This window comes from Dyella sp., assembly GCF_051962475.1.
In the GTDB taxonomy this organism is placed as follows: Bacteria; Pseudomonadota; Gammaproteobacteria; order Xanthomonadales; family Rhodanobacteraceae; genus Dyella_A.
Genome location: NZ_JBQCCF010000064.1, coordinates 90,965 through 108,907, shown reverse-complemented (window position 1 = coordinate 108,907; position 17,943 = coordinate 90,965). Strand labels below are relative to the sequence as shown.

At 67.7% G+C, this 17,943-nt stretch carries 18 protein-coding genes; 16 read left to right on the top strand and 2 right to left on the bottom strand.

The annotated features are described in order from the left end of the window. Positions 1-28: 28 nt before the first annotated feature. The gene (gene arsB / locus ACTHJF_RS13930) at positions 29-1,093 is read left to right on the top strand and encodes an ACR3 family arsenite efflux transporter (protein ID WP_440267636.1); all 1,065 of its coding nucleotides are present in this window, start codon (positions 29-31) and stop codon (positions 1,091-1,093) included. Further along, entirely contained in the window at positions 1,090-1,815 is a 726-nt protein-coding gene (arsH, locus tag ACTHJF_RS13925; RefSeq protein WP_440267635.1) for an arsenical resistance protein ArsH, read from the top strand. Before arsB ends, arsH begins: the two co-directional genes overlap by 4 nt. Positions 1,816-1,902: 87 nt before the next feature. Here arsH and ACTHJF_RS13920 read toward each other — a convergent pair whose 3' ends face one another. Both ACTHJF_RS13920 and cysS read right to left on the bottom strand, forming a co-directional pair. Beyond that, on the bottom strand, positions 1,903-2,328 hold the full coding sequence (locus tag ACTHJF_RS13920; RefSeq protein WP_440267634.1) for a SufE family protein: 426 nt from the start codon (positions 2,326-2,328) through the stop codon (positions 1,903-1,905). 160 nt (positions 2,329-2,488) lie between these two features. Then, positions 2,489-3,859, bottom strand: a complete 1,371-nt coding sequence (gene cysS, locus ACTHJF_RS13915; protein WP_440267633.1) for a cysteine--tRNA ligase — start codon at positions 3,857-3,859, stop codon at positions 2,489-2,491. Between the two features lie 183 nt (positions 3,860-4,042). On the opposite strand from cysS, the gene ACTHJF_RS13910 reads away from it, so the two are divergent. The 14 genes from ACTHJF_RS13910 to ACTHJF_RS13845 all read left to right on the top strand — a co-directional run bounded on the left by ACTHJF_RS13910 (position 4,043) and on the right by ACTHJF_RS13845 (position 17,744). Further along, positions 4,043-4,582 carry a glycine zipper 2TM domain-containing protein gene (locus tag ACTHJF_RS13910; RefSeq protein ID WP_440267632.1) on the top strand — a complete coding sequence of 180 codons (540 nt, stop codon included), beginning with the start codon at positions 4,043-4,045 and terminating at the stop codon, positions 4,580-4,582. A gap of 398 nt (positions 4,583-4,980) precedes the next feature. After that, positions 4,981-5,988 carry an N-acetylornithine carbamoyltransferase gene (locus ACTHJF_RS13905; RefSeq protein ID WP_440267631.1) on the top strand — a complete coding sequence of 336 codons (1,008 nt, stop codon included), beginning with the start codon at positions 4,981-4,983 and terminating at the stop codon, positions 5,986-5,988. An 11-nt stretch (positions 5,989-5,999) separates the two neighbouring features. Then, on the top strand, positions 6,000-6,626 hold the full coding sequence (locus ACTHJF_RS13900; RefSeq protein WP_440267630.1) for an FMN-binding negative transcriptional regulator: 627 nt from the start codon (positions 6,000-6,002) through the stop codon (positions 6,624-6,626). After that, positions 6,623-7,096 (top strand): OsmC family protein, encoded by a 474-nt coding sequence (locus ACTHJF_RS13895; protein ID WP_440267629.1) that lies wholly within the window; start codon positions 6,623-6,625, stop codon positions 7,094-7,096. Before ACTHJF_RS13900 ends, ACTHJF_RS13895 begins: the two co-directional genes overlap by 4 nt. A 28-nt stretch (positions 7,097-7,124) precedes the next feature. Beyond that, a complete protein-coding gene (locus tag ACTHJF_RS13890; protein WP_440267628.1) occupies positions 7,125-8,315 on the top strand; it encodes an argininosuccinate synthase in 1,191 nt (396 codons plus the stop codon). A gap of 3 nt (positions 8,316-8,318) precedes the next feature. Then, positions 8,319-8,762, top strand: a complete 444-nt coding sequence (locus ACTHJF_RS13885; protein WP_440267627.1) for a GNAT family N-acetyltransferase — start codon at positions 8,319-8,321, stop codon at positions 8,760-8,762. Beyond that, positions 8,759-9,964, top strand: a complete 1,206-nt coding sequence (locus ACTHJF_RS13880; RefSeq protein WP_440267626.1) for an acetylornithine deacetylase — start codon at positions 8,759-8,761, stop codon at positions 9,962-9,964. The genes ACTHJF_RS13885 and ACTHJF_RS13880 overlap by 4 nt, the downstream gene beginning before the upstream one ends. A gap of 36 nt (positions 9,965-10,000) precedes the next feature. Then, positions 10,001-11,317, top strand: a complete 1,317-nt coding sequence (locus ACTHJF_RS13875; protein ID WP_440267625.1) for an acetylglutamate kinase — start codon at positions 10,001-10,003, stop codon at positions 11,315-11,317. A 16-nt stretch (positions 11,318-11,333) separates the two neighbouring features. Continuing rightward, positions 11,334-12,293, top strand: coding sequence for an N-acetyl-gamma-glutamyl-phosphate reductase (gene argC, locus ACTHJF_RS13870; protein WP_440267624.1), 960 nt, complete (start codon positions 11,334-11,336; stop codon positions 12,291-12,293). Between the two features lie 106 nt (positions 12,294-12,399). Further along, a complete protein-coding gene (argH, locus tag ACTHJF_RS13865) occupies positions 12,400-13,695 on the top strand; it encodes an argininosuccinate lyase (RefSeq protein ID WP_440267623.1) in 1,296 nt (431 codons plus the stop codon). 10 nt (positions 13,696-13,705) lie between these two features. After that, positions 13,706-14,053 carry a cupin domain-containing protein gene (locus tag ACTHJF_RS13860; RefSeq protein WP_440267622.1) on the top strand — a complete coding sequence of 116 codons (348 nt, stop codon included), beginning with the start codon at positions 13,706-13,708 and terminating at the stop codon, positions 14,051-14,053. Continuing rightward, entirely contained in the window at positions 14,046-15,176 is a 1,131-nt protein-coding gene (gene proB / locus ACTHJF_RS13855; RefSeq protein ID WP_440267621.1) for a glutamate 5-kinase, read from the top strand. Before ACTHJF_RS13860 ends, proB (ACTHJF_RS13855) begins: the two co-directional genes overlap by 8 nt. Before the next feature lie 124 nt (positions 15,177-15,300). Beyond that, entirely contained in the window at positions 15,301-16,476 is a 1,176-nt protein-coding gene (gene proB, locus ACTHJF_RS13850; protein WP_440267620.1) for a glutamate 5-kinase, read from the top strand. A gap of 2 nt (positions 16,477-16,478) precedes the next feature. Beyond that, positions 16,479-17,744, top strand: coding sequence for a glutamate-5-semialdehyde dehydrogenase (locus tag ACTHJF_RS13845; RefSeq protein WP_440267619.1), 1,266 nt, complete (start codon positions 16,479-16,481; stop codon positions 17,742-17,744). The last annotated feature ends 199 nt before the right edge of the window (positions 17,745-17,943 follow it).

The following is a 17,943-nucleotide window of genomic DNA, read 5'->3' as shown; positions in this document are numbered from 1 at the left end:
GCTTTTTTCACTCTCTACGGATTCACCGATGACCGCCGCCACGCCGCGCCTTCGCCTCTCGTTTCTCGATCGCTACCTCACCGTCTGGATCTTCGCCGCGATGGCGCTGGGCGTGCTGCTCGGTTCGCTGTTCCCGCAGCTGCCGTCGGCGCTCGACCGCATGAGCGTGGGCAGCACCAACATCCCGATCGCGATCGGCCTGGTGCTGATGATGTATCCGCCGCTGGCCAAGGTGCGCTACGAGGAGCTGCACCGGGTGTTCGCCGGCCGCCGGTTGCTGTGGCTGTCGCTGCTGCAGAACTGGGTGATCGGGCCGCTGCTGATGTTCGCGCTGGCGGTGATCTTCCTGCGCGACCAGCCCGAATACATGACCGGGCTGATCCTGATCGGCCTGGCGCGCTGCATCGCGATGGTGCTGGTGTGGAACCAGCTGGCCGGCGGCGACAACCAGTACGTGGCCGGGCTGGTGGCGTTCAATGCGATCTTCCAGTTGCTCACCTTCGGCGCGTATGCGTGGTTCTTCCTGAGCGTGCTGCCGCCGGTGTTCGGGCTCGCGGGGCAGGTCGTGCCGGTGGCGTTTTCCACCATCGCGGGCGCGGTGCTGGTGTATCTCGGCATCCCGTTCGCCGCGGGCTGGCTGGGCCGGCGCGTGCTGATCCGCGCCAAGGGTGAGGTCTGGTACACCGGGCGCTTCCTGCCGCGGATCGGGCCGATCACGCTGGTAGCGCTGCTGTTCACCATCGTGGCGATGTTCAGCCTCAAGGGCGGCGAGCTGCTTGCCCTGCCGCTGGACGTGCTGCGCGCGGCGCTGCCGCTGGTGGTGTACTTCGTGGTGATGTTCGCCATGAGTTTTGCGATGGCGCGCTTCGTCGGCGCCAACTACCCGCGCACCACGGCGGTGGCGTTCACCGCCGCCGGCAACAACTTCGAGCTGGCCATCGCAGTGGCGATCGCCGCGTTCGGGCTGGCGTCGAAGGTGGCGTTTGCCGCGGTGATCGGTCCGCTGGTGGAGGTGCCGGTGCTGCTGGCGCTGGTGCACGCGGCGCGGGCGATGCAGTCGCGCTTCCCGGTGGCGACGGAGACGCGCGCATGAGCCGGCTGCGCACGCTTCCCGATCCCGATCTGCTGCCAGCCCTGCACCCGGAATTCGCCCACCGTCGGCCCGCACTGGGCCTGGCCGCTGACCAGCCGCCGCCGCGCATCCTGCTGCTGTACGGCTCGTTGCGCGAGCGCTCGTATTCACGGCTGGCGGTGGAAGAGGCAGCGCGGCTGCTGCAGTTCTTCGGCGCCGAAACACGCATCTTCGATCCGTCCGACCTGCCGTGGCCTGACCAGTCGGGCACTGACGACCACCCGGCCGTGCGCGAACTGCGCGAGCTCTCGCTGTGGTCCGAAGGGCAGGTGTGGTGCAGTCCCGAGCGGCACGGCCAGATCACTGGCGTGATGAAGGCACAGATCGACCACCTGCCGCTGTCGATCGGCGCGGTGCGCCCGACCCAGGGGCGCACGCTGGCGGTGATGCAGGTGTCCGGCGGCTCGCAGTCGTTCAACGCGGTCAACACGCTGCGCCTGCTCGGGCGCTGGATGCGCATGTTCACCATCCCCAACCAGTCCAGCGTGGCCAAGGCGTGGCAGGAATTCGACGAGGCTGGGCGTATGAAGCCCTCGGCCTACTACGACCGCATCGTCGACGTGATGGAAGAGCTGGTGCGCTTCACCGTGCTGCTGCGGCCGCGCGCGACGCAGCTGGTGGATCGTTACTCCGAGCGACGCGCAGCCAATCAGCCCGTGTCCGACCCCCTTGCCACCCTGTAGGAGCCCGCTCGCGGGCGATGCCTTTCGCTTTGATCGCCATCGAAGCCAAGAGCATCGCCCGCGAGCGGGCTCCTACAGGGGAGGGGGTCAGGCGAATGCGACGGCGTACTGCTTGATCTTCGCCAGCATCGCGGCCAGTCCGTTGGAGCGGGTGGGCGAGAGATGCTTGGCCAGGCCGATGGCCTGGATGAACTCCGGCTCCGTCGCCACGATCTCCGCGGCCGGCCGATCCGAATACACGCGCAGCACCAGGGCGATCAGGCCCGAAACGATGGCCGAATCGCTGGCGGCCTCGAAATGCATTTTCGCGGCATCGCCGCTGGGCACCAGCCACACCATCGACTGGCAGCCGTGCACGCGGTTGGCCTCGGTCTTGGCCTCCTCGGGAAACGGCGGCAGCTGCTTGCCGAGGTCGATCAGGTACTGGTAGCGCTCGGTCCAGTCGCTGAAGAAGGCGAACTCCTCGGCGATCTGCTGCTGGGCGTCGTGGGCGGTGGCGGTGGTGTCGGTCATCCGCTCATTATCGCGCTCACACCCGCTGGAAGCGATCTGGTTGCTCGGTTGTAGGGGCGCCCCCCCCCCCCGGTCGGGTCGAGGGCAGGTTCTATGCGCGACAGCCTTTCTCCGGAACTCGCATCAGAGCGTTCGCGCACAGGGTGCGCTCCCACAAGAATCACGCCTTGGCGACGCTCCAGCGCGTGCCCTGCGCACCATCTTCGATTACCACGCCCATCGCCGTGAGCTCGGCGCGGATCGCGTCGGCGCGGGCGAAATCCTTTGCCGCGCGGGCAGTGCGGCGCTCTTCCAACAGCGCCTCCACGCGGGCGCCATCGACGCCATCGCTGCCGCGCTGGAACCAGGTTTCCGGGCTCTGTTGAAGCAGGCCGAGCAGGGCGCCGCCGCCGAGCAGGGCGGCCTTGGCTTCGGGCGTGCCGGAGTGCCGTGCGGCATCGGCGAGCATCGACAGTTCGGCCAGCGCCTGCGGCGTGTTGAGGTCGTCGCACAGCGCCGCCTCGATGCCCGATGGCACCGGTAGCGCGCCGTCAGGTAGCGAGACGTTGGCCAGGTCGCGAAGCACGCGATACCAGCCGTCCAGCGTGCTGATCGACTGGGCGATCGCCGCGTCCGACCAGTCCAGCGGCTGGCGATAGTGGCCACGCAGCAGCAGCAGGCGCAGTGCCTCGGGCGGGTGCTGCTGCAGCAACTGGTGAACGTGCAGCACGTTGCCCAGCGACTTGGACATCTTGCGGCCGTCGAAGGTGAGCATGCCGTTGTGCATCCACCAGCGAGCGAAGGTCTTGCCGCCATGGGCGCAGGTGGACTGGGCGATCTCGTTCTCGTGATGCGGGAACTGCAGGTCGACGCCGCCGGCGTGGATGTCGATGGTCTCGCCCAGATGCGCGGCGCTCATCGCAGAGCATTCGATGTGCCAGCCCGGGCGACCGCGCCCCCAGGGGCTGTCCCAGCCGGGCAGTTCCGGCGTGGACGGTTTCCACAGCACGAAGTCCGCCGGGTTCTTCTTGTACGGGGCCACTTCGACGCGGGCGCCGGCGATCATTTCTTCCGTGTCGCGGCCGGACAGCGCGCCGTAGGCGGCGTAGGAGGCCACGTCGAACAGCACGTGCCCCTCGGCGGCGTAGGCGTGGCCGCCGGCGATCAGCGTCTGGATCATCGCGATGATCTCGCCGATGTGCGCTGTGGCGTACGGTTCGATGTCCGGCGGAGCGATGCCGAGGGTGGCCATGTCATCGCGGTAGGCTGCGGCGAAGCGGTCGGTAATGGTGGTGATCGGCACGCCTTGCTCGAGCGCGGCGGCGTTGATCTTGTCGTCCACGTCGGTGATGTTGCGGGCGTACATCACGTTCGGATAATGCCGACGCAGCAGCCTTACCAATACGTCGAACACCACCGGCCCGCGCGCGTTGCCGATGTGCACGTAGCTGTACACGGTGGGACCGCACAGGTAGACGGTGACGCGTTCGGGGCTCAGTGGCGCAAACGTTTCGGTGCGACGGCTGAGGCTGTTGTAGAGCGAGATCGGCATCGGCGGGACATCCACGACGGCAGGCGCCCGGCGCAGCGGGCAAAAACACGGCCGGCCATCTTAACAAGGGCTAAGCCCCCATGTAGGAAAGGGCCGTTCTAAGCGTGGATTCAGAGTGAATTTGCTCGAATAAAGCACGGCCCAACAGGGGGCCGGCTACTTCTCCCCGAGCTGGAGTCCGCAATGACCAAGATGTTGTTTTCCGCACTGGCGCTGAGTTTGCTCGCCGGTGCCGTCCATGCGCAGGACCGTTACGGGCCTCCGCCGGGTCCTGCCGGCGACGACAACACTCACTTCGGCTGGGCGGACGTGCTGCGGGTCGACCCGAACTATGCAGTCGTGCGCACCGAGGCGCCGCAGCAGGAGTGCTATGACCAGCCGGTGGTGCGTCGCGAGGGCGGCAATTCCACGGCAGGTACCGTGCTCGGTGCCATCGTGGGCGGTGTGCTGGGCAATACGGTGGGCAAGGGCGATGGTCGCAAGGCGGCGACCGTCGCCGGCGCCGTGGCCGGTGGCGCCATTGGCCATCGCGCCGCCGGCAGCGGTCGCGAGTATGAAAGCAGCGAAACCCGCTGCCGCGAAGTAAGCCAGGTCAGCGAACAGCGCCGCATCACCAGCTACGACGTGGAATACCGCTACCGTGGTGAGGTGTTCATGTCCCGGTTGAACTACGACCCGGGCGAGCGCCTGCGCGTGCGCGTGAGCGTCGAACCGGCCGACTAAAGTCTTCCGAACGATCGAGTCTACCGACCGCCGCCTCCGGGCGGCGGTCGCTTTTTCAGAGGTAGCGCGAGGCCGCGCAGCAAATTTTGTTGCACGGCAGCGAAATTGCCGCCATGATGGCGCTTCATCTGCCCGAGCCGTCCATGTCTACAGCCGTCTATACCGCCAACGTCCTTACCAGCGCTCGCATGGCCGCTGGCATGACGTCGCGTGCGCGCCGACCGCTGGTCCGACATTCGGCCGGGTAGGCTGTCGCGCGCTGCTGTTCCAAGTGCAACGACTGAAAAACCCGGCCATCGTGCCGGGTTTTTTCGTTTCGGTTTACTTCACGCGGATCCGTCCGCGAACGGCAAGACCGGCCATCCGTGGCCGGACTATTCATCAAGAGCGATTCCATCATGACCCTTCGGCATTTCCTCACCACCCAGGACTACAGCCGCGCCGAGATCGACGCGCTGCTCGAACAGGCCGCCGCGTTCAAGCGCTCGCCGCGCGGGCAGCAACTGGGCGGCAAGTCGATCGCCCTGCTGTTCTTCAACCCCTCGATGCGCACCCGCACCAGCTTCGAGCTGGGCGCGTTTCACCTCGGAGGCCATGCCATCGTGCTGGCGCCCGGCAAGGACGCGTGGCCGATCGAGTTCGAGGTGGGCAGCGTGATGGACGGTGATACCGAGGAGCACATCGCCGAGGTTGCCCGCGTGCTGAGCCGCTACGTGGACCTGATCGCGGTGCGCGCCTTTCCGAAGTTCCAGGACTGGCAGGTGGATCGCCAGGACAAAGTCATCAAGGCCTTCGCCCAGTACGCCACGGTGCCGGTGATCAACATGGAGACGATCACCCATCCTTGCCAGGAGCTGGCCCACGCGCTGGCGATGAAGGAACACCTGGGCAGCCTGCAGAACAAGAAGTACGTGCTCACCTGGACCTACCACCCCAAGCCGCTCAACACCGCAGTGGCCAACTCCGCGCTGCTGATCGCCACCAAGATGGGCATGGACGTGACCCTGCTGTGCCCCACGCCCGACTACGTGCTGGACGAGCGCTACATGCAAGCCGGCTTCGAGAACGCGCAGGCCAACGGCGGCTCGCTGAAGGTCAGCCACGACATCGAGGAAGCCTACTCGGGCGCCCATGTGGTCTATGCCAAAAGCTGGGGCGCGCTGCCGTACTTCGGCCGCTGGGAGCAGGAGAAGCCGATCCGCGAGGCGAACAAGCACTTCATCGTCGACGAGGCGAAGATGGCGCTCACCGACCGCGGCCTGTTCAGCCACTGCCTGCCGCTGCGCCGCAACGTCAAGGCAACCGACGCGGTGATGGATGCGCCGTACTGCATCGCCATCGACGAAGCCGAGAACCGCCTGCACGTGCAGAAGGCGGTGATGGCGGCGCTGATCGGGCAGGGCTGAGTCGCGCCGGCATGTATCAGCCCAGGCACTTCGTCGAGACGCGCGAGCACGCCCTGCACGGGCTGATCGATGCGCATCCCTTCGCCACGCTGGTGGCGAACGCAGCCACCAGCGTGGCGGTGAACCACCTTCCGTTCGTGCGGCAGGGCCAGGTGCTGCGTGGTCACGTCGCGCGCGGCAACGAACTGGCGGCGATGGATGGCGCCGCGGTGCTGGCGATCTTCCACGGCCCGCAGGGCTACGTGAGCCCGAACTGGTACCCGAGCAAGCATGCCAACGGCGGCCGCGAGGTGCCTACGTGGAACTACGCCGTGGCGCACGTGCACGGGCGCCTGCGCGTCGTCCACGACGCCGGCTGGCTGCGTGGCTTGCTTAATGCGCTCACCGATCGTCATGAGGCCAGCGAGCCGGCTCCGTGGAAGGTCGCTGATGCCCCGGCCGCTCACGTGGAAAAGCTGCTCGGCGCCATCGTTGGCATCGAGATCGCCATCGAGCGCATCGAGGGTAAGTTCAAGCTCAGCCAGAACCACCCGGACGCCAACCGTGCCGGCGTGATCGGCGGCCTGACCCGACGCGGGCAGTGCGACGACCTGGCACTCGCCGCACTGATGCAAAAGCAGGAGGAAGGCCGCGAATGAACCGCCCGCATCGTTATCGCGTCGACGTGATCTGGACCGGCAACCGCGGCACCGGGACCGACGGCTACCGCAACTACAGCCGCAACCACGTGATCCGCGTGCCAGGCAAGCCGGATCTGGCCGGATCGTCCGACCCCACCTTCCGCGGCGACGCCATCCGGCACAATCCGGAGGACATGCTGGTAGCCGCGCTGTCCACCTGCCACATGCTTTCCTACCTGCACATGGCGACCGTGGCTGGCGTGGTCGTCACCGACTACCGCGACAACGCCGAGGGCACGATGGTCACCGAGGGCGACGGCGGCCGCTTCACCGAAGTGGTGCTGCGTCCCATCGTCACCATCGCCGCCGCCAGCGACCCGGCCAAGGCCGAGGCCGCGCACGAGGCGGCCCACCACGCCTGCTTCATCGCCAACTCCGTGAATTTCCCGGTGCGCTGCGAACCGCGCATCGTCGTCGCTTCCGTCTAAACCTCTTTCTTTCCAGGATCTGCAAGCCATGAGCAAAGACATCGTCCTCGCCTTCTCCGGCGGCCTCGACACCAGCTTCTGCGTCCCGTACCTGACCGAGCGCGGCTGGGCCGTGCATACCGTGTTCGCCGACACCGGCGGCGTGGACGCCGAGGAGCGCGCCTACATCGAGGCCCGTGCGGCCGAGCTCGGCGTGGCCAGCCATGTCACCGTGGACGGCGGCCCGGCGATCTGGAACGGCTTCGTCAAACCCTTCGTATGGGCTGGCGAGGGCTACCAGGGTCAGTACCCGCTGCTGGTGTCCGATCGCTACCTGATCGTGGATGCTGCCATCGCGCGCGCTAAGGAGCTGGGCACCAAGGCGATCGCCCACGGCTGCACCGGCATGGGCAACGACCAGGTGCGCTTCGACCTGGCGGTGAAGGCGCTGGGCGACTTCCAGATCGTGGCGCCGATTCGCGAGATCCAGAAGGAGCACACCCAGACCCGCGCCTACGAGCAGGCCTACCTGGAAGAACGCGGCTTCGACGTGCGCGCCAAGCAGAAGAGCTACACCATCAACGAGAACCTGCTGGGCGTGACCCTGTCCGGTGGCGAGATCGACCACTGGAAGGCGCCGGGCGAAGGTGCCCGCGGCTGGTGCAAGCCGCGTGCCGAATGGCCATCCGACAAGCTGACCGTCACGCTGGGCTTCGAAAAGGGTGAGGCGGTGTCGCTCAACGGCGAGAAGCTGCCGGGCGCGCAGATCCTGGCCAAGCTCAACGCGCTGTTCGCGCCGTACGGCGTGGGTCGCGGCATGTACACCGGCGACACCACCATCGGCCTGAAGGGCCGCATCGTGTACGAGGCGCCGGGCCTGATTTCGCTGCTCGCTGCGCATCGCGCGCTGGAAGAGGCGGTGCTGACCAAGCAGCAGAACCGCTTCAAGCCCGAGGTGGCGCGCAAGTGGGTCGAGGTGGTCTACGAAGGCTTCTTCCACGATCCGGTGAAGACCGACCTGGAAGCCTTCCTCGCTTCCAGCCAGGCGCAGGTCAACGGCGAAGTGGTGCTGGAGACCAGTGGTGCCCAGGTCACCGCGGTGGAGATCCGTTCGCCGCATATCCTCAACGCCAAGGGCGCCACCTATGCGCAGTCGGCCGACTGGGGCGTGGAGGAGGCCGAGGGCTTCATCAAGCTGTTCGGCATGAGCTCGACGCTGTGGGCCGAGGTCAATCGCTGACCGATGGACGACACGCTGCGTATCGACACCTCACGCGAGGCGCTGGATCGGGACATGATCCACGCCTTCCTCGCCGAGCAGGCCTACTGGAGCCGCGGTATTCCGCGCGAGACGATGGAGCGGGCGATCGAGGGCTCGCTGTGCTTCGGCGGCTACCTCGACGGACGCCAGGTCGCGTTCGCGCGGGTGATCACTGACGGCGCTACCTTCGGCTACCTCGCCGATGTGTTCGTGCTGCCGGAGCATCGTGGGCAAGGCCACGCCACGACACTGATGGCGGCGGTGATGGAACATCCGCAATTGCAGGGGCTGCGTCGGTTCAGCCTGGCGACCCTCGATGCGCATGCCTTGTATGCGGGCTTCGGCTTCACCGCGCCAGCGCGGCCGCAGACCCTGATGGAAAAGCTCGATCCGGACATCTACACCCGACAGCCAGACAGGCCATGACGCCTCTTCTGCAATCCACCCTGAAACACCTCGAGGCGCTGGTCGGTTTCGATACGCGCAATCCGCCGCGCGAGATCGGTACCGGCGGCATCTTCGACTACCTCCGCGCGCAGCTGCCCGGCTTCGACGTCACCGTCACCGACTACGGTGCGGGTGCGATCACGCTGCATGCCGTGCGTGGTGCCCCAAAGCGGCTGTTCAACGTGCACCTTGATACGGTGCCCGACTCGCCACACTGGAGCGCCGACCCGCATGTGCTGCGCGTCACCGGTGACCGCGCCATCGGCCTGGGCGCCTGTGACATCAAGGGCGCCGCGGCGGCGCTGCTCGCGGTAGCGAACGTCACCGACGGCCCGATGGCGATGCTGTTCTCCACCGACGAGGAAGCCAACGATGCCCGTTGCATCGCCGGCTTCCTCAAGGCCTTTCCCCCTCTCCGGCCGGGAGAGGGTCGGGGTGAGAGTGCGGGCGAAGAGGGAATTTCCAGCCAGTCCGAACTCTCACCCCAACCCCTCTCCCGGGGGGAGAGGGGCGATGCCTACGACGCGGTGATCGTGGCTGAGCCCACCAAGGGCGAAGCCGTGCTCGCCCACCGCGGTATCCATTCGGTGCTGATGCGCTTTGTCGGCCACGCCGGCCACGCTTCGGGCGAGCAGAAGCCCAGCGACAGTGCGCTGCACCAGGCGGTGCGCTGGGGCGATGCGGCGCTGGATTTCGCCGCGGCGCAGTCACATGAGCGCTTCGGCGGCCTGACCGGGCTGCGCTTCAACATCGGCCGCATCGAGGGCGGCATCAAGGCCAACATGATCGCGCCGACCACCGAGGTGCGCTTCGGCTTCCGGCCGCTGCCGACAATGGATCCGGAGCGCATGCTGGAGACCCTGCGCACTCTGGTCGATCCGGCACCGGCCGAGTTCACCGAGACCTTCCGCGGCGACTCGCTGCCGGCCGGTGACACCGCCACCGCGGAGACGCGCCGGCTGGCCGCGCGCGACCTCGCCGACGAGCTGGAGATTCCCGTCGGCAACGCCGTGGATTTCTGGACCGAGGCGGCGCTGTTCTCCGCCGCCGGCTACACCGCCTTCGTCTACGGCCCCGGCGACATCGCCCAGGCGCACACCGCCGACGAGTGGGTGGCGCTCGACCAGCTGCAGCATTACGCCGACACCATTCATCGCCTCGTCGCCCGCGGCAACGCGTGACGCGCGGCGATTTCCAGCACCCCAACGACTGATGCCATGACCACCGGTTCCCACACCCGCAAGACCATCGTTCGCCTGCTCTCGGCCATGGGCAGCGCGAAGGAGATCCAGCAGTACCTCAAGCGCTTCTCCCAGCTCGACGCCAGCCGCTTCGCGGTGGTGAAGGTGGGCGGCGCGGTGCTGCGCGACGAGCTCAACGATCTCACCTCCTCGCTGACCTTCCTGCAGCAGGTAGGTCTTACGCCGATCGTGCTGCACGGCGCCGGCCCGCAACTGGACGAGGAGCTGGCTGCCGCCGGCATCGAGAAGCAGACCGTGGGCGGCCTGCGCGTGACCAGTCCGAAGGCGCTCGGCATCGTGCGCCGCGTGTTCCAGCAGCAGAACCTCAAGCTGGTCGAGGCGCTGCAGTCGATGGATACGCGCGCCACCTCGGTGCCCTCGGGCGTGTTCATGGCCAGCTTCCTGGACCGCGACACCTACGGCATGGTCGGCAAGGTCGACAGCATCAACCTGGCGCCGATCGAGGCCAGCCTGCGCGCAGGTTCCATCCCGGTGATCGCCAGCCTGGGCGAGACGAACGAGGGCCAGTTCCTCAATATCAACGCCGACTTCGCCGCCAACGAACTGGTTCGCGTGCTGCAGCCGTACAAGATCGTGTTCCTCACCGGCACCGGTGGCCTGCTCGACGACCAGGGCCAGCTGATCGACTCGATCAACCTCTCCACCGAGTTCGAGCACCTGATGGCGCAGCCGTGGATCAATGGCGGCATGCGGGTGAAGATCGAGCAGATCGCCGACCTGCTGGACAAACTGCCGCTGTCATCCTCGGTGTCGATCACCCGGCCGTCCGAGCTGGCCAAGGAGCTGTTCACCCACAAGGGCTCGGGCACCCTGGTCCGCCGCGGCGAGAAGGTGCTCACCTTCGACAGCTGGAAGGGTATCGACCAGGCGCGCCTGCGCGAGCTGATCGAATCCAGCTTTGGCCGCAAGGTGGTGGACGACTACTTCGAGCGCACCGTGCCGTATCGCGTGTACGTGAGCGAGAACTATCGCGCGGCGATGATCCTCACTCTGGACGAGGGTCTGCCCTATCTGGACAAGTTCGCCGTGCTCGACGACGCACAGGGCGAGGGCCTGGGTCGCGCGGTATGGCAGGTAATGCGCGAGCAGCACCCGCAGCTGTTCTGGCGCTCGCGTCACGGCAATCCGGTCAATCCGTTCTACTACGCCGAGTCCGACGGCTGCTTCAAGCAGGCACGCTGGAAGGTGTTCTGGTACGGGCTAAACGGCTTCGACACCATCGAGCGTTGTGTCGCCCACTGCGCCACCCGCCAGCCCACGCTGGTCGACTGAATCCACGAGCCACGACATGACATCCGCACGCAAAACCCTTGGCATCGTCGGCGCCCGCGGCCACACCGGCGCCGAACTGATCCGCCTGGTCGCCACCCATCCGGCGCTGGAACTGGCCTTCGTCTCCTCGCGCGATCTGGACGGCCAGCGCGTGGCCGGCCACGTGGACGGCTACGTCGGCGAACTGCGCTATGCCAGCCTCGACGCCGACGCGGTGGCCGCGCAGGGCGCCGACGTGGTGGTGCTGGCGCTGCCCAACGGCAAGGCCGCGCCCTACGTCGAGGCGATCGACAAGGCGAAGCCCGATACGCTGATCCTCGACCTGTCGGCCGACTACCGTTTCGACAGCACGTGGTACTACGGCCTGCCGGAGCTTACCCGCGGCAAGTGGCGCGGCGAGAAGAAGATCAGCAACCCCGGCTGCTACGCCACGGCGATCCAGCTCTCGATCGCGCCGCTGAAGGACCTGCTGGCCGCGCCGCCGGTGTGCTTCGGCGTGTCCGGTTACTCCGGCGCCGGCACCACGCCCTCGGACAAGAACAATCCCGAGAAGCTGCGCGACAACCTGATGCCGTACTCACTCACCGGCCACACCCACGAGAAGGAGGCCAGCCGCCACCTCGGCGTGCCGGTGGAGTTCATGCCGCACGTGGCGCCGCACTTCCGCGGCCTCACCGTCACCACCAACCTCTATCTGTCGCGCAAGATGACCCGCGATGAAGTCATGCAGCGCTTCCACCACACCTACGACGCCGAGCCGCTGGTGCACGTGGTGGACGAGGCGCCGTGGGTGAGTGCCATCGCCGGCAAGCATCACGTCGACATCGGCGGCTTCGCGGTCTCCGCCGACGGCAAGCGCGTGGTGGTGGTCGCCACGCTGGACAACCTGCTCAAGGGCGCCGCCACCCAGGCGCTTCAGAACATCAACCGGGCGATCGGCGTGGATGAGCTCACCGCCATCCCGACCGCCCCATGACGACGTAGGAGCCCGCTCGCGGGCGATGCTCTTCGCTCTGGTGCCGCATCAAAGGCAACAGCATCGCCCGCAAGCCGGCTCCTGCACGAGATACAGGACATCAGCGATGACCCAACCCCTCTGGCAGAAATCCGGCATCCAGATCGACCCCCGCATCATGCGGTTCCTCGCCGGCGACGACGTGATCCTCGATCGCGAGTTCTTCCTGCATGACATCACCGCCAGCGAGGCGCACGTCGAGGGCCTGCAGCACATCGGCGTGGTCAGTGCCGATGAGGCCGCCGCGCTCAAGCGCGAACTCCAGGCGCTGGCCGAGGATTTCCGTTCCGGCGCCTTCGTGCTGGACGAGCGTTTCGAGGACTGCCATTCCGCCATCGAGGCGCGGCTCACCGAGCGGCTGGGCGATGCCGGCCGCCGCGTGCACACCGGGCGCAGCCGCAACGACCAGATCCTGGTCGCGACGCGGCTGTGGCTGAAAGACAGGCTGGATGAACTGGAGGCGCACTGCCGCGCTGTCGCCGAGGTCTGCCTGGAGCGCGCCGCGCAACCGGCGATTCCGATGCCGGGCTATACCCATCTGCAGCGCGCCGTGGTCTCGTCCACATCGATGTGGTTCGCCGGTTTCGCCGAGGGCTTCATCGACAACGCGCTGCGCGCCCGGCAGACGCGCGAGCTGATCGACGCCAATCCACTGGGCACCGCTGCCGGCTACGGCGTGAACCTGTCGCTTGACCGCGCGCATACCACGCAGGCGCTGGGCTTCGCCCGCATGCAGGTCAGCCCGATCTACGCGCAACTGTCGCGCGGCAAGTACGAGATGGCGGTGCTGGAGGCGATCGGTGCGGCGATGCTCGACGTGCGCCGGCTGGCCTGGGATCTGTCGCTGTTCACCACCGCCGAATTCGGCTTCGTGCAGTTGCCGGCGCAGTACACCACCGGCAGCTCGATCATGCCTAACAAGCGCAACCCGGACGTGGTGGAACTGCTGCGCGCCAGCTACGCCTCCGTGGCGGCGGCGCGCACCGAGATCGAGCAGTTGCTCTCGCTGCCGTCCGGCTACCAGCGCGATCTGCAGTTCTCCAAGGGCTCGATCTTCCACGGCGTGCGCCACGGTCTGATGGCGCTGGAGCTGGTGCCGGACCTGTTGGCGCAGATGGCCTGGAACGAGGCAACCATGCGCGCGGCGATCGAGCCGGCGATGTATGCCACTGACGTGGCGATCGAGCAGGCGGCGGCCGGCGTGCCGTTCCGCGACGCGTACCGTGCGGCTGCCGAAACCGCGGCGTCTGCGGGCGAGGGGCGAAGCCCCGAAGGCAGCCTCGCCGCGCGCACGTCGCCCGGTGCCGGCCATCAGCTGCACCTCGACCAGTTGCGCGCGCGGCTCGCCGCGCTGGGCCAGTGAGGTAGCGCCCATGGTCACCGTCAGCACTGCCAACGCAGCACATTACGTCTGGGGCCAGCAGTGTGACGGCTGGCATCTGCTGGCCGGCGATGACCTCAGCGTCATTGAGGAACGCATGCCGCCTGGCACCGCCGAGGTGCGCCATCGGCACGCGCGCTCACGGCAGTTTTTCTACGTGCTGGGCGGCACCGCCACGCTGGAGCTGGAGAGCGTCGCGCACCGCCTCGAGGCGGGGCAGGGCCTGCACGTGCCGCCCGGTGCGGCGCACCAGATGCGCAACGAATCCGACGAGGACGTGCGCTTCCTGGTGATCTCCTCGCCACGCAGCCACGGTGATCGCGAGGCGCTCGATGGCTGAGCTCGCTTTCCAGTCGCTGCCTGCGTGGCGGCGGGCGGTGCTCAAGGTCGGTAGCAATCTGCTGGCGGCTGATGGCGGTGGTCTGACCCCCACGTATGCGCAGACGCTCGCGGCGTTCATCGCCGATAGCCAGGCGCAAGGCCGGGAGCTGGTGCTGGTGTCCTCCGGCGCGGTGGCCGCCGGTCGCGCGCTGCTGCGCGCACGCGCACTGCCCGCTGGCGACCTGGCCGAGCGCCAGGCGCTGGCCGCGCTGGGCCAGGCACCGATGATCGCGCTGTGGCAGTCGCTGTCGAGCCGAGCCGTGGCACAGGTGCTGCTGACCCATGACGACCTGCGCAACCGTCGCCGCTACCTCAACGCCCGCGCCACGTTGCGCCAGTTGCTGGCGATCGAGGTGCTGCCGGTGGTCAACGAGAACGACACGGTGGCGGTGGACGAGCTCAAGCTCGGCGACAACGACAACCTCGCCGCCATCGTGGCGGCGCTGGTGGATGCTGACCTGCTGTTGATCGCCTCGGATATCGACGCGCTGTACAGCGCCGATCCGCGCCGCGATCTCACCGCTGCGGCGATACCGCATGTGGCCGAGATCACGCCCCAGGTGCTGGCGATGGCCGGCGGCAGCGGCAGTGCGGTCGGCACCGGCGGCATGCGGACCAAGCTGCAAGCGGCGCAGAAGGCGGCTGCGGCCGGTATCGCCACGGCGCTGTTCAACGGGCGCGATGCGGCCACGGTGCAGGCGCTGGGCGAAGGCCGGCTGCGCGGCACGCTGTTCACGCCGGCACAGAGCCGCATGCAGGCACGCAAATACTGGCTGCTGCATGCGCCCGCAAGTGCGGCGTCGATCCGCGTCGATGCGGGCGCAGCGAGCGCGCTGGCGGGTGGCGGCGCCTCGCTGCTGCCCGGTGGCGTGATGGACGTGGTGGGCGAGTTTCATCGCGGCGACCTGGTGGACGTCATCGATCCTTCCGGGCGCGCGGTGGCGCGCGGTCTTACCCAGTACGGCGCAGTCGACGTGCGGCGAATTGCCGGTCGCCACAGCCGGGATATCGATGGTGTGCTGGGCTACAGCTACGGGCCGGCCGTCGTACATCGAGACGATCTCGCGTTGACTACGGCGTAGTCGTTCGGACGTCCAAATGGCTGTTCACGACATGGTGCGCATGGTCGATATGCGCATCGGGGGTTGAAATCCCAGGAGCTGCCCAGACCCTCTAGCAGTTGTCGCAGTCGAGGAAAACGGGGAGATGACGCAACTCAGAGCCTTTCGCCAGCAGACCGTGCCGCCGTGGCGCCGCGCCGTGCTCAAGGTGGGTAGCAGCCTGATCGCCGCCGATGGTGGTGGCCTGAGCACCCGTTATGCTCTGGGCCTGGCGCAGTTCATCACGGCGTGCCACGCCAGCGGACGCGAGATCGTGCTGGTCTCGTCCGGCGCGGTGGCCGCGGGTCGGCTGCTGCTGAAGGATCACTCGCACGAAGACACCAGCAGCGCCGCGCGCCAGGCCATGGCCGCCCTGGGCCAGACGCAAACCGTCGGCTTGTGGCAGCGCCTGCTCGACATTCCGCTGGCGCAGGTGCTGCTCACTCACGACGATCTGCGTAATCGCCGCCGCTACCTCAACGCGCGTGCCACGCTGAGCGAATTGCTCCGTCACCGCGTGATGCCGGTGGTGAACGAAAACGACACTGTGGCGGTGGACGAACTCACGCTGGGCGACAATGACAATCTCGCCGCGATCATCGCCGCGCTGGTCGATGCGGACATGCTGCTGATCGCCACCGACATCGATGGCCTGTACACCGCCGACCCGCGCAGCAACCCGGAGGCCGAGCCAGTCAACGAAGTGCCTGAGCTCACCCCCGAGATCATGGCGATGGCCGGCGCGGCGGGAAGCGCGGTGGGCACCGGTGGCATGCGCACCAAGCTGGAGGCGGCGCAGAAGGCCGGCGCCGCAGGCATCGAAACGATCCTGTTCAACGGCCGTGACAGCGAGGTGGTGAGCCTGCTCTCGCGCGATCTGCTGCACGGCACGCTGTTGCGCACCAAGGCCACCCGCCTGCAGGCGCGCAAGTACTGGCTGCGTCATGTACCGGCGGTGCCCGGCCACATCGAGGTGGATGCCGGCGCGATGCGCGCGCTGAACGAAGAGGGCGCCTCGCTGTTGCCCAAGGGCATCCTCGCCGCCGACGGTCAGTTCCAGCGCGGCGACATGGTGGAGATCTTGGGCCCCGGCGAGCATGGGGCGCTGCAGTCCTTCGCCCGCGGCATCAGCCAGTACAACGCCGCGGAAATCAACCGCATCGCGCGCTGCCACACGCGCGAGATCAAGCGACGGCTCGGCTACAGCTTTGGTGAGAACGTCGTCCACCGCGACGACCTTGCCTTGGTGCGCGAGCTGGACCTGACCACAGGAGACCTTTGAGCATGAGCGATATCCGAACCCGAGCCCTGGCCTGCCGCGACGCGGCTCCCGCGATCGCCATGCTGGATGCAGAGGCTCGCCGCGCTCTGCTGCGCGACATGGCCGCCGCGGTGGATGCGCACGCTGAGGCGATCCTCGCCGCCAACGCGAAGGATATGGCCGGTGCTGCCGACAGGGGCGTGCAGGGCGCGATGCTGGACCGGCTGAAGCTGGATGCCGGCCGCGTCGCGGCGATCGCCAACGCCGTGCGTGAAGTGGCCGCCCTGCCGGACGTGGTTGGGCAGGTCACCCGGCGCGAGAGCCGTCCGAACGGGCTGGCGATCGAGCGCGTACGCATTCCGCTTGGCGTGGTAGCGATGATCTACGAGGCACGCCCCAACGTAACCGCCGACGCCGCCGCGCTGTGCATGAAGGCGGGCAACGCGGTGATCCTGCGCGGCGGCTCCGAGGCGCTGCACTCCAACCTCGCCATCGCCGCCGCCTTGCACGAGGCGATGGACAAGCACGGCGTGCCGCGCGAGGTGCTCACCATGATGGACGACCTGCGCCGCGAGGCGATGGTCGAGCTGCTGCAGTTGAACGACATCGTGGACCTGGCCATCCCGCGCGGCGGCGAGGGCCTGATCCGTTTCGTTACCGAGCACGCGCGGGTGCCGGTGATCAAGCACTACAAGGGCGTGTGCCACCTGTACGTGGATCGCGAGGCTGATCCCGACGTGGCGTTGGACCTGCTGCTGGACGGCAAGACCACCCGCACCGGTGTGTGCAATGCGCTGGAGACGCTGCTGGTGCACAAGGACATCGCGCCGGATTTCCTGCCGCGCGCCGCCGAGGCGCTGCGCGCCAAGGGCGTGGAGCTGCGCGGCGACGAGGCCAGCCGCGCCGTGGCCGGCGACATGAAGGCGGCCACCGAGGACGACTACGCCGCCGAGTTCCTCGACCTGATCCTCGCCGTGCGCGTGGTCGACAGCGTGGATGAGGCGATCGCCCACATCCGCCGCTACGGCTCGGACCACACCGAGGTGATCGCCACCCGCAACGAGGCCACGGCGGCGAAATTCGTCCATGCGCTGCGCTCGGCCGTGATCATGGTCAACGCCTCCTCGCGCTTCTCCGACGGCGGCGAGCTGGGCCTGGGTGCGGAGATCGGCATCTCCACCACCCGCCTGCACGCCTACGGGCCGATGGGCGCCGAGTCGCTCACCATCGAGCGCTTCGTGGTGCGCGGGCAAGGGCAGGTGCGACATGCGGAGAGCCGCACACGCTGAGTGCATCCCTGTAGGAGCGCGCTCGCGCGCGATGCTTTGCTCCGGTGCGTGGCGAAGAGCATCGCGCACGAGTGCGCTCCTACAGAAGAGCGGCCGCTGCTCGCTGGGCCGGGGCGCTGGGTCACTCGCTGGTCGCTATGGCGTTGCGCTCTGGCCACGCCACATCCTGGTCGCGCTCATCACCTCCCTGTAGGAGCGC

Bases quoted from the DNA above. Each gene is read 5' to 3' on its own strand.
- arsB (WP_440267636.1), top strand. From the start codon at position 29: ATGACCGCCGCCACGCCGCGCCTTCGCCTCTCGTTTCTCGATCGCTAC.
- arsH (WP_440267635.1), top strand. From the start codon at position 1,090: ATGAGCCGGCTGCGCACGCTTCCCGATCCCGATCTGCTGCCAGCCCTG.
- ACTHJF_RS13920 (WP_440267634.1), bottom strand. From the start codon at position 2,328: ATGACCGACACCACCGCCACCGCCCACGACGCCCAGCAGCAGATCGCC.
- cysS (WP_440267633.1), bottom strand. From the start codon at position 3,859: ATGCCGATCTCGCTCTACAACAGCCTCAGCCGTCGCACCGAAACGTTT.
- ACTHJF_RS13910 (WP_440267632.1), top strand. From the start codon at position 4,043: ATGACCAAGATGTTGTTTTCCGCACTGGCGCTGAGTTTGCTCGCCGGT.
- ACTHJF_RS13905 (WP_440267631.1), top strand. From the start codon at position 4,981: ATGACCCTTCGGCATTTCCTCACCACCCAGGACTACAGCCGCGCCGAG.
- ACTHJF_RS13900 (WP_440267630.1), top strand. From the start codon at position 6,000: ATGTATCAGCCCAGGCACTTCGTCGAGACGCGCGAGCACGCCCTGCAC.
- ACTHJF_RS13895 (WP_440267629.1), top strand. From the start codon at position 6,623: ATGAACCGCCCGCATCGTTATCGCGTCGACGTGATCTGGACCGGCAAC.
- ACTHJF_RS13890 (WP_440267628.1), top strand. From the start codon at position 7,125: ATGAGCAAAGACATCGTCCTCGCCTTCTCCGGCGGCCTCGACACCAGC.
- ACTHJF_RS13885 (WP_440267627.1), top strand. From the start codon at position 8,319: ATGGACGACACGCTGCGTATCGACACCTCACGCGAGGCGCTGGATCGG.
- ACTHJF_RS13880 (WP_440267626.1), top strand. From the start codon at position 8,759: ATGACGCCTCTTCTGCAATCCACCCTGAAACACCTCGAGGCGCTGGTC.
- ACTHJF_RS13875 (WP_440267625.1), top strand. From the start codon at position 10,001: ATGACCACCGGTTCCCACACCCGCAAGACCATCGTTCGCCTGCTCTCG.
- argC (WP_440267624.1), top strand. From the start codon at position 11,334: ATGACATCCGCACGCAAAACCCTTGGCATCGTCGGCGCCCGCGGCCAC.
- argH (WP_440267623.1), top strand. From the start codon at position 12,400: ATGACCCAACCCCTCTGGCAGAAATCCGGCATCCAGATCGACCCCCGC.
- ACTHJF_RS13860 (WP_440267622.1), top strand. From the start codon at position 13,706: ATGGTCACCGTCAGCACTGCCAACGCAGCACATTACGTCTGGGGCCAG.
- proB (WP_440267621.1), top strand. From the start codon at position 14,046: ATGGCTGAGCTCGCTTTCCAGTCGCTGCCTGCGTGGCGGCGGGCGGTG.
- proB (WP_440267620.1), top strand. From the start codon at position 15,301: ATGACGCAACTCAGAGCCTTTCGCCAGCAGACCGTGCCGCCGTGGCGC.
- ACTHJF_RS13845 (WP_440267619.1), top strand. From the start codon at position 16,479: ATGAGCGATATCCGAACCCGAGCCCTGGCCTGCCGCGACGCGGCTCCC.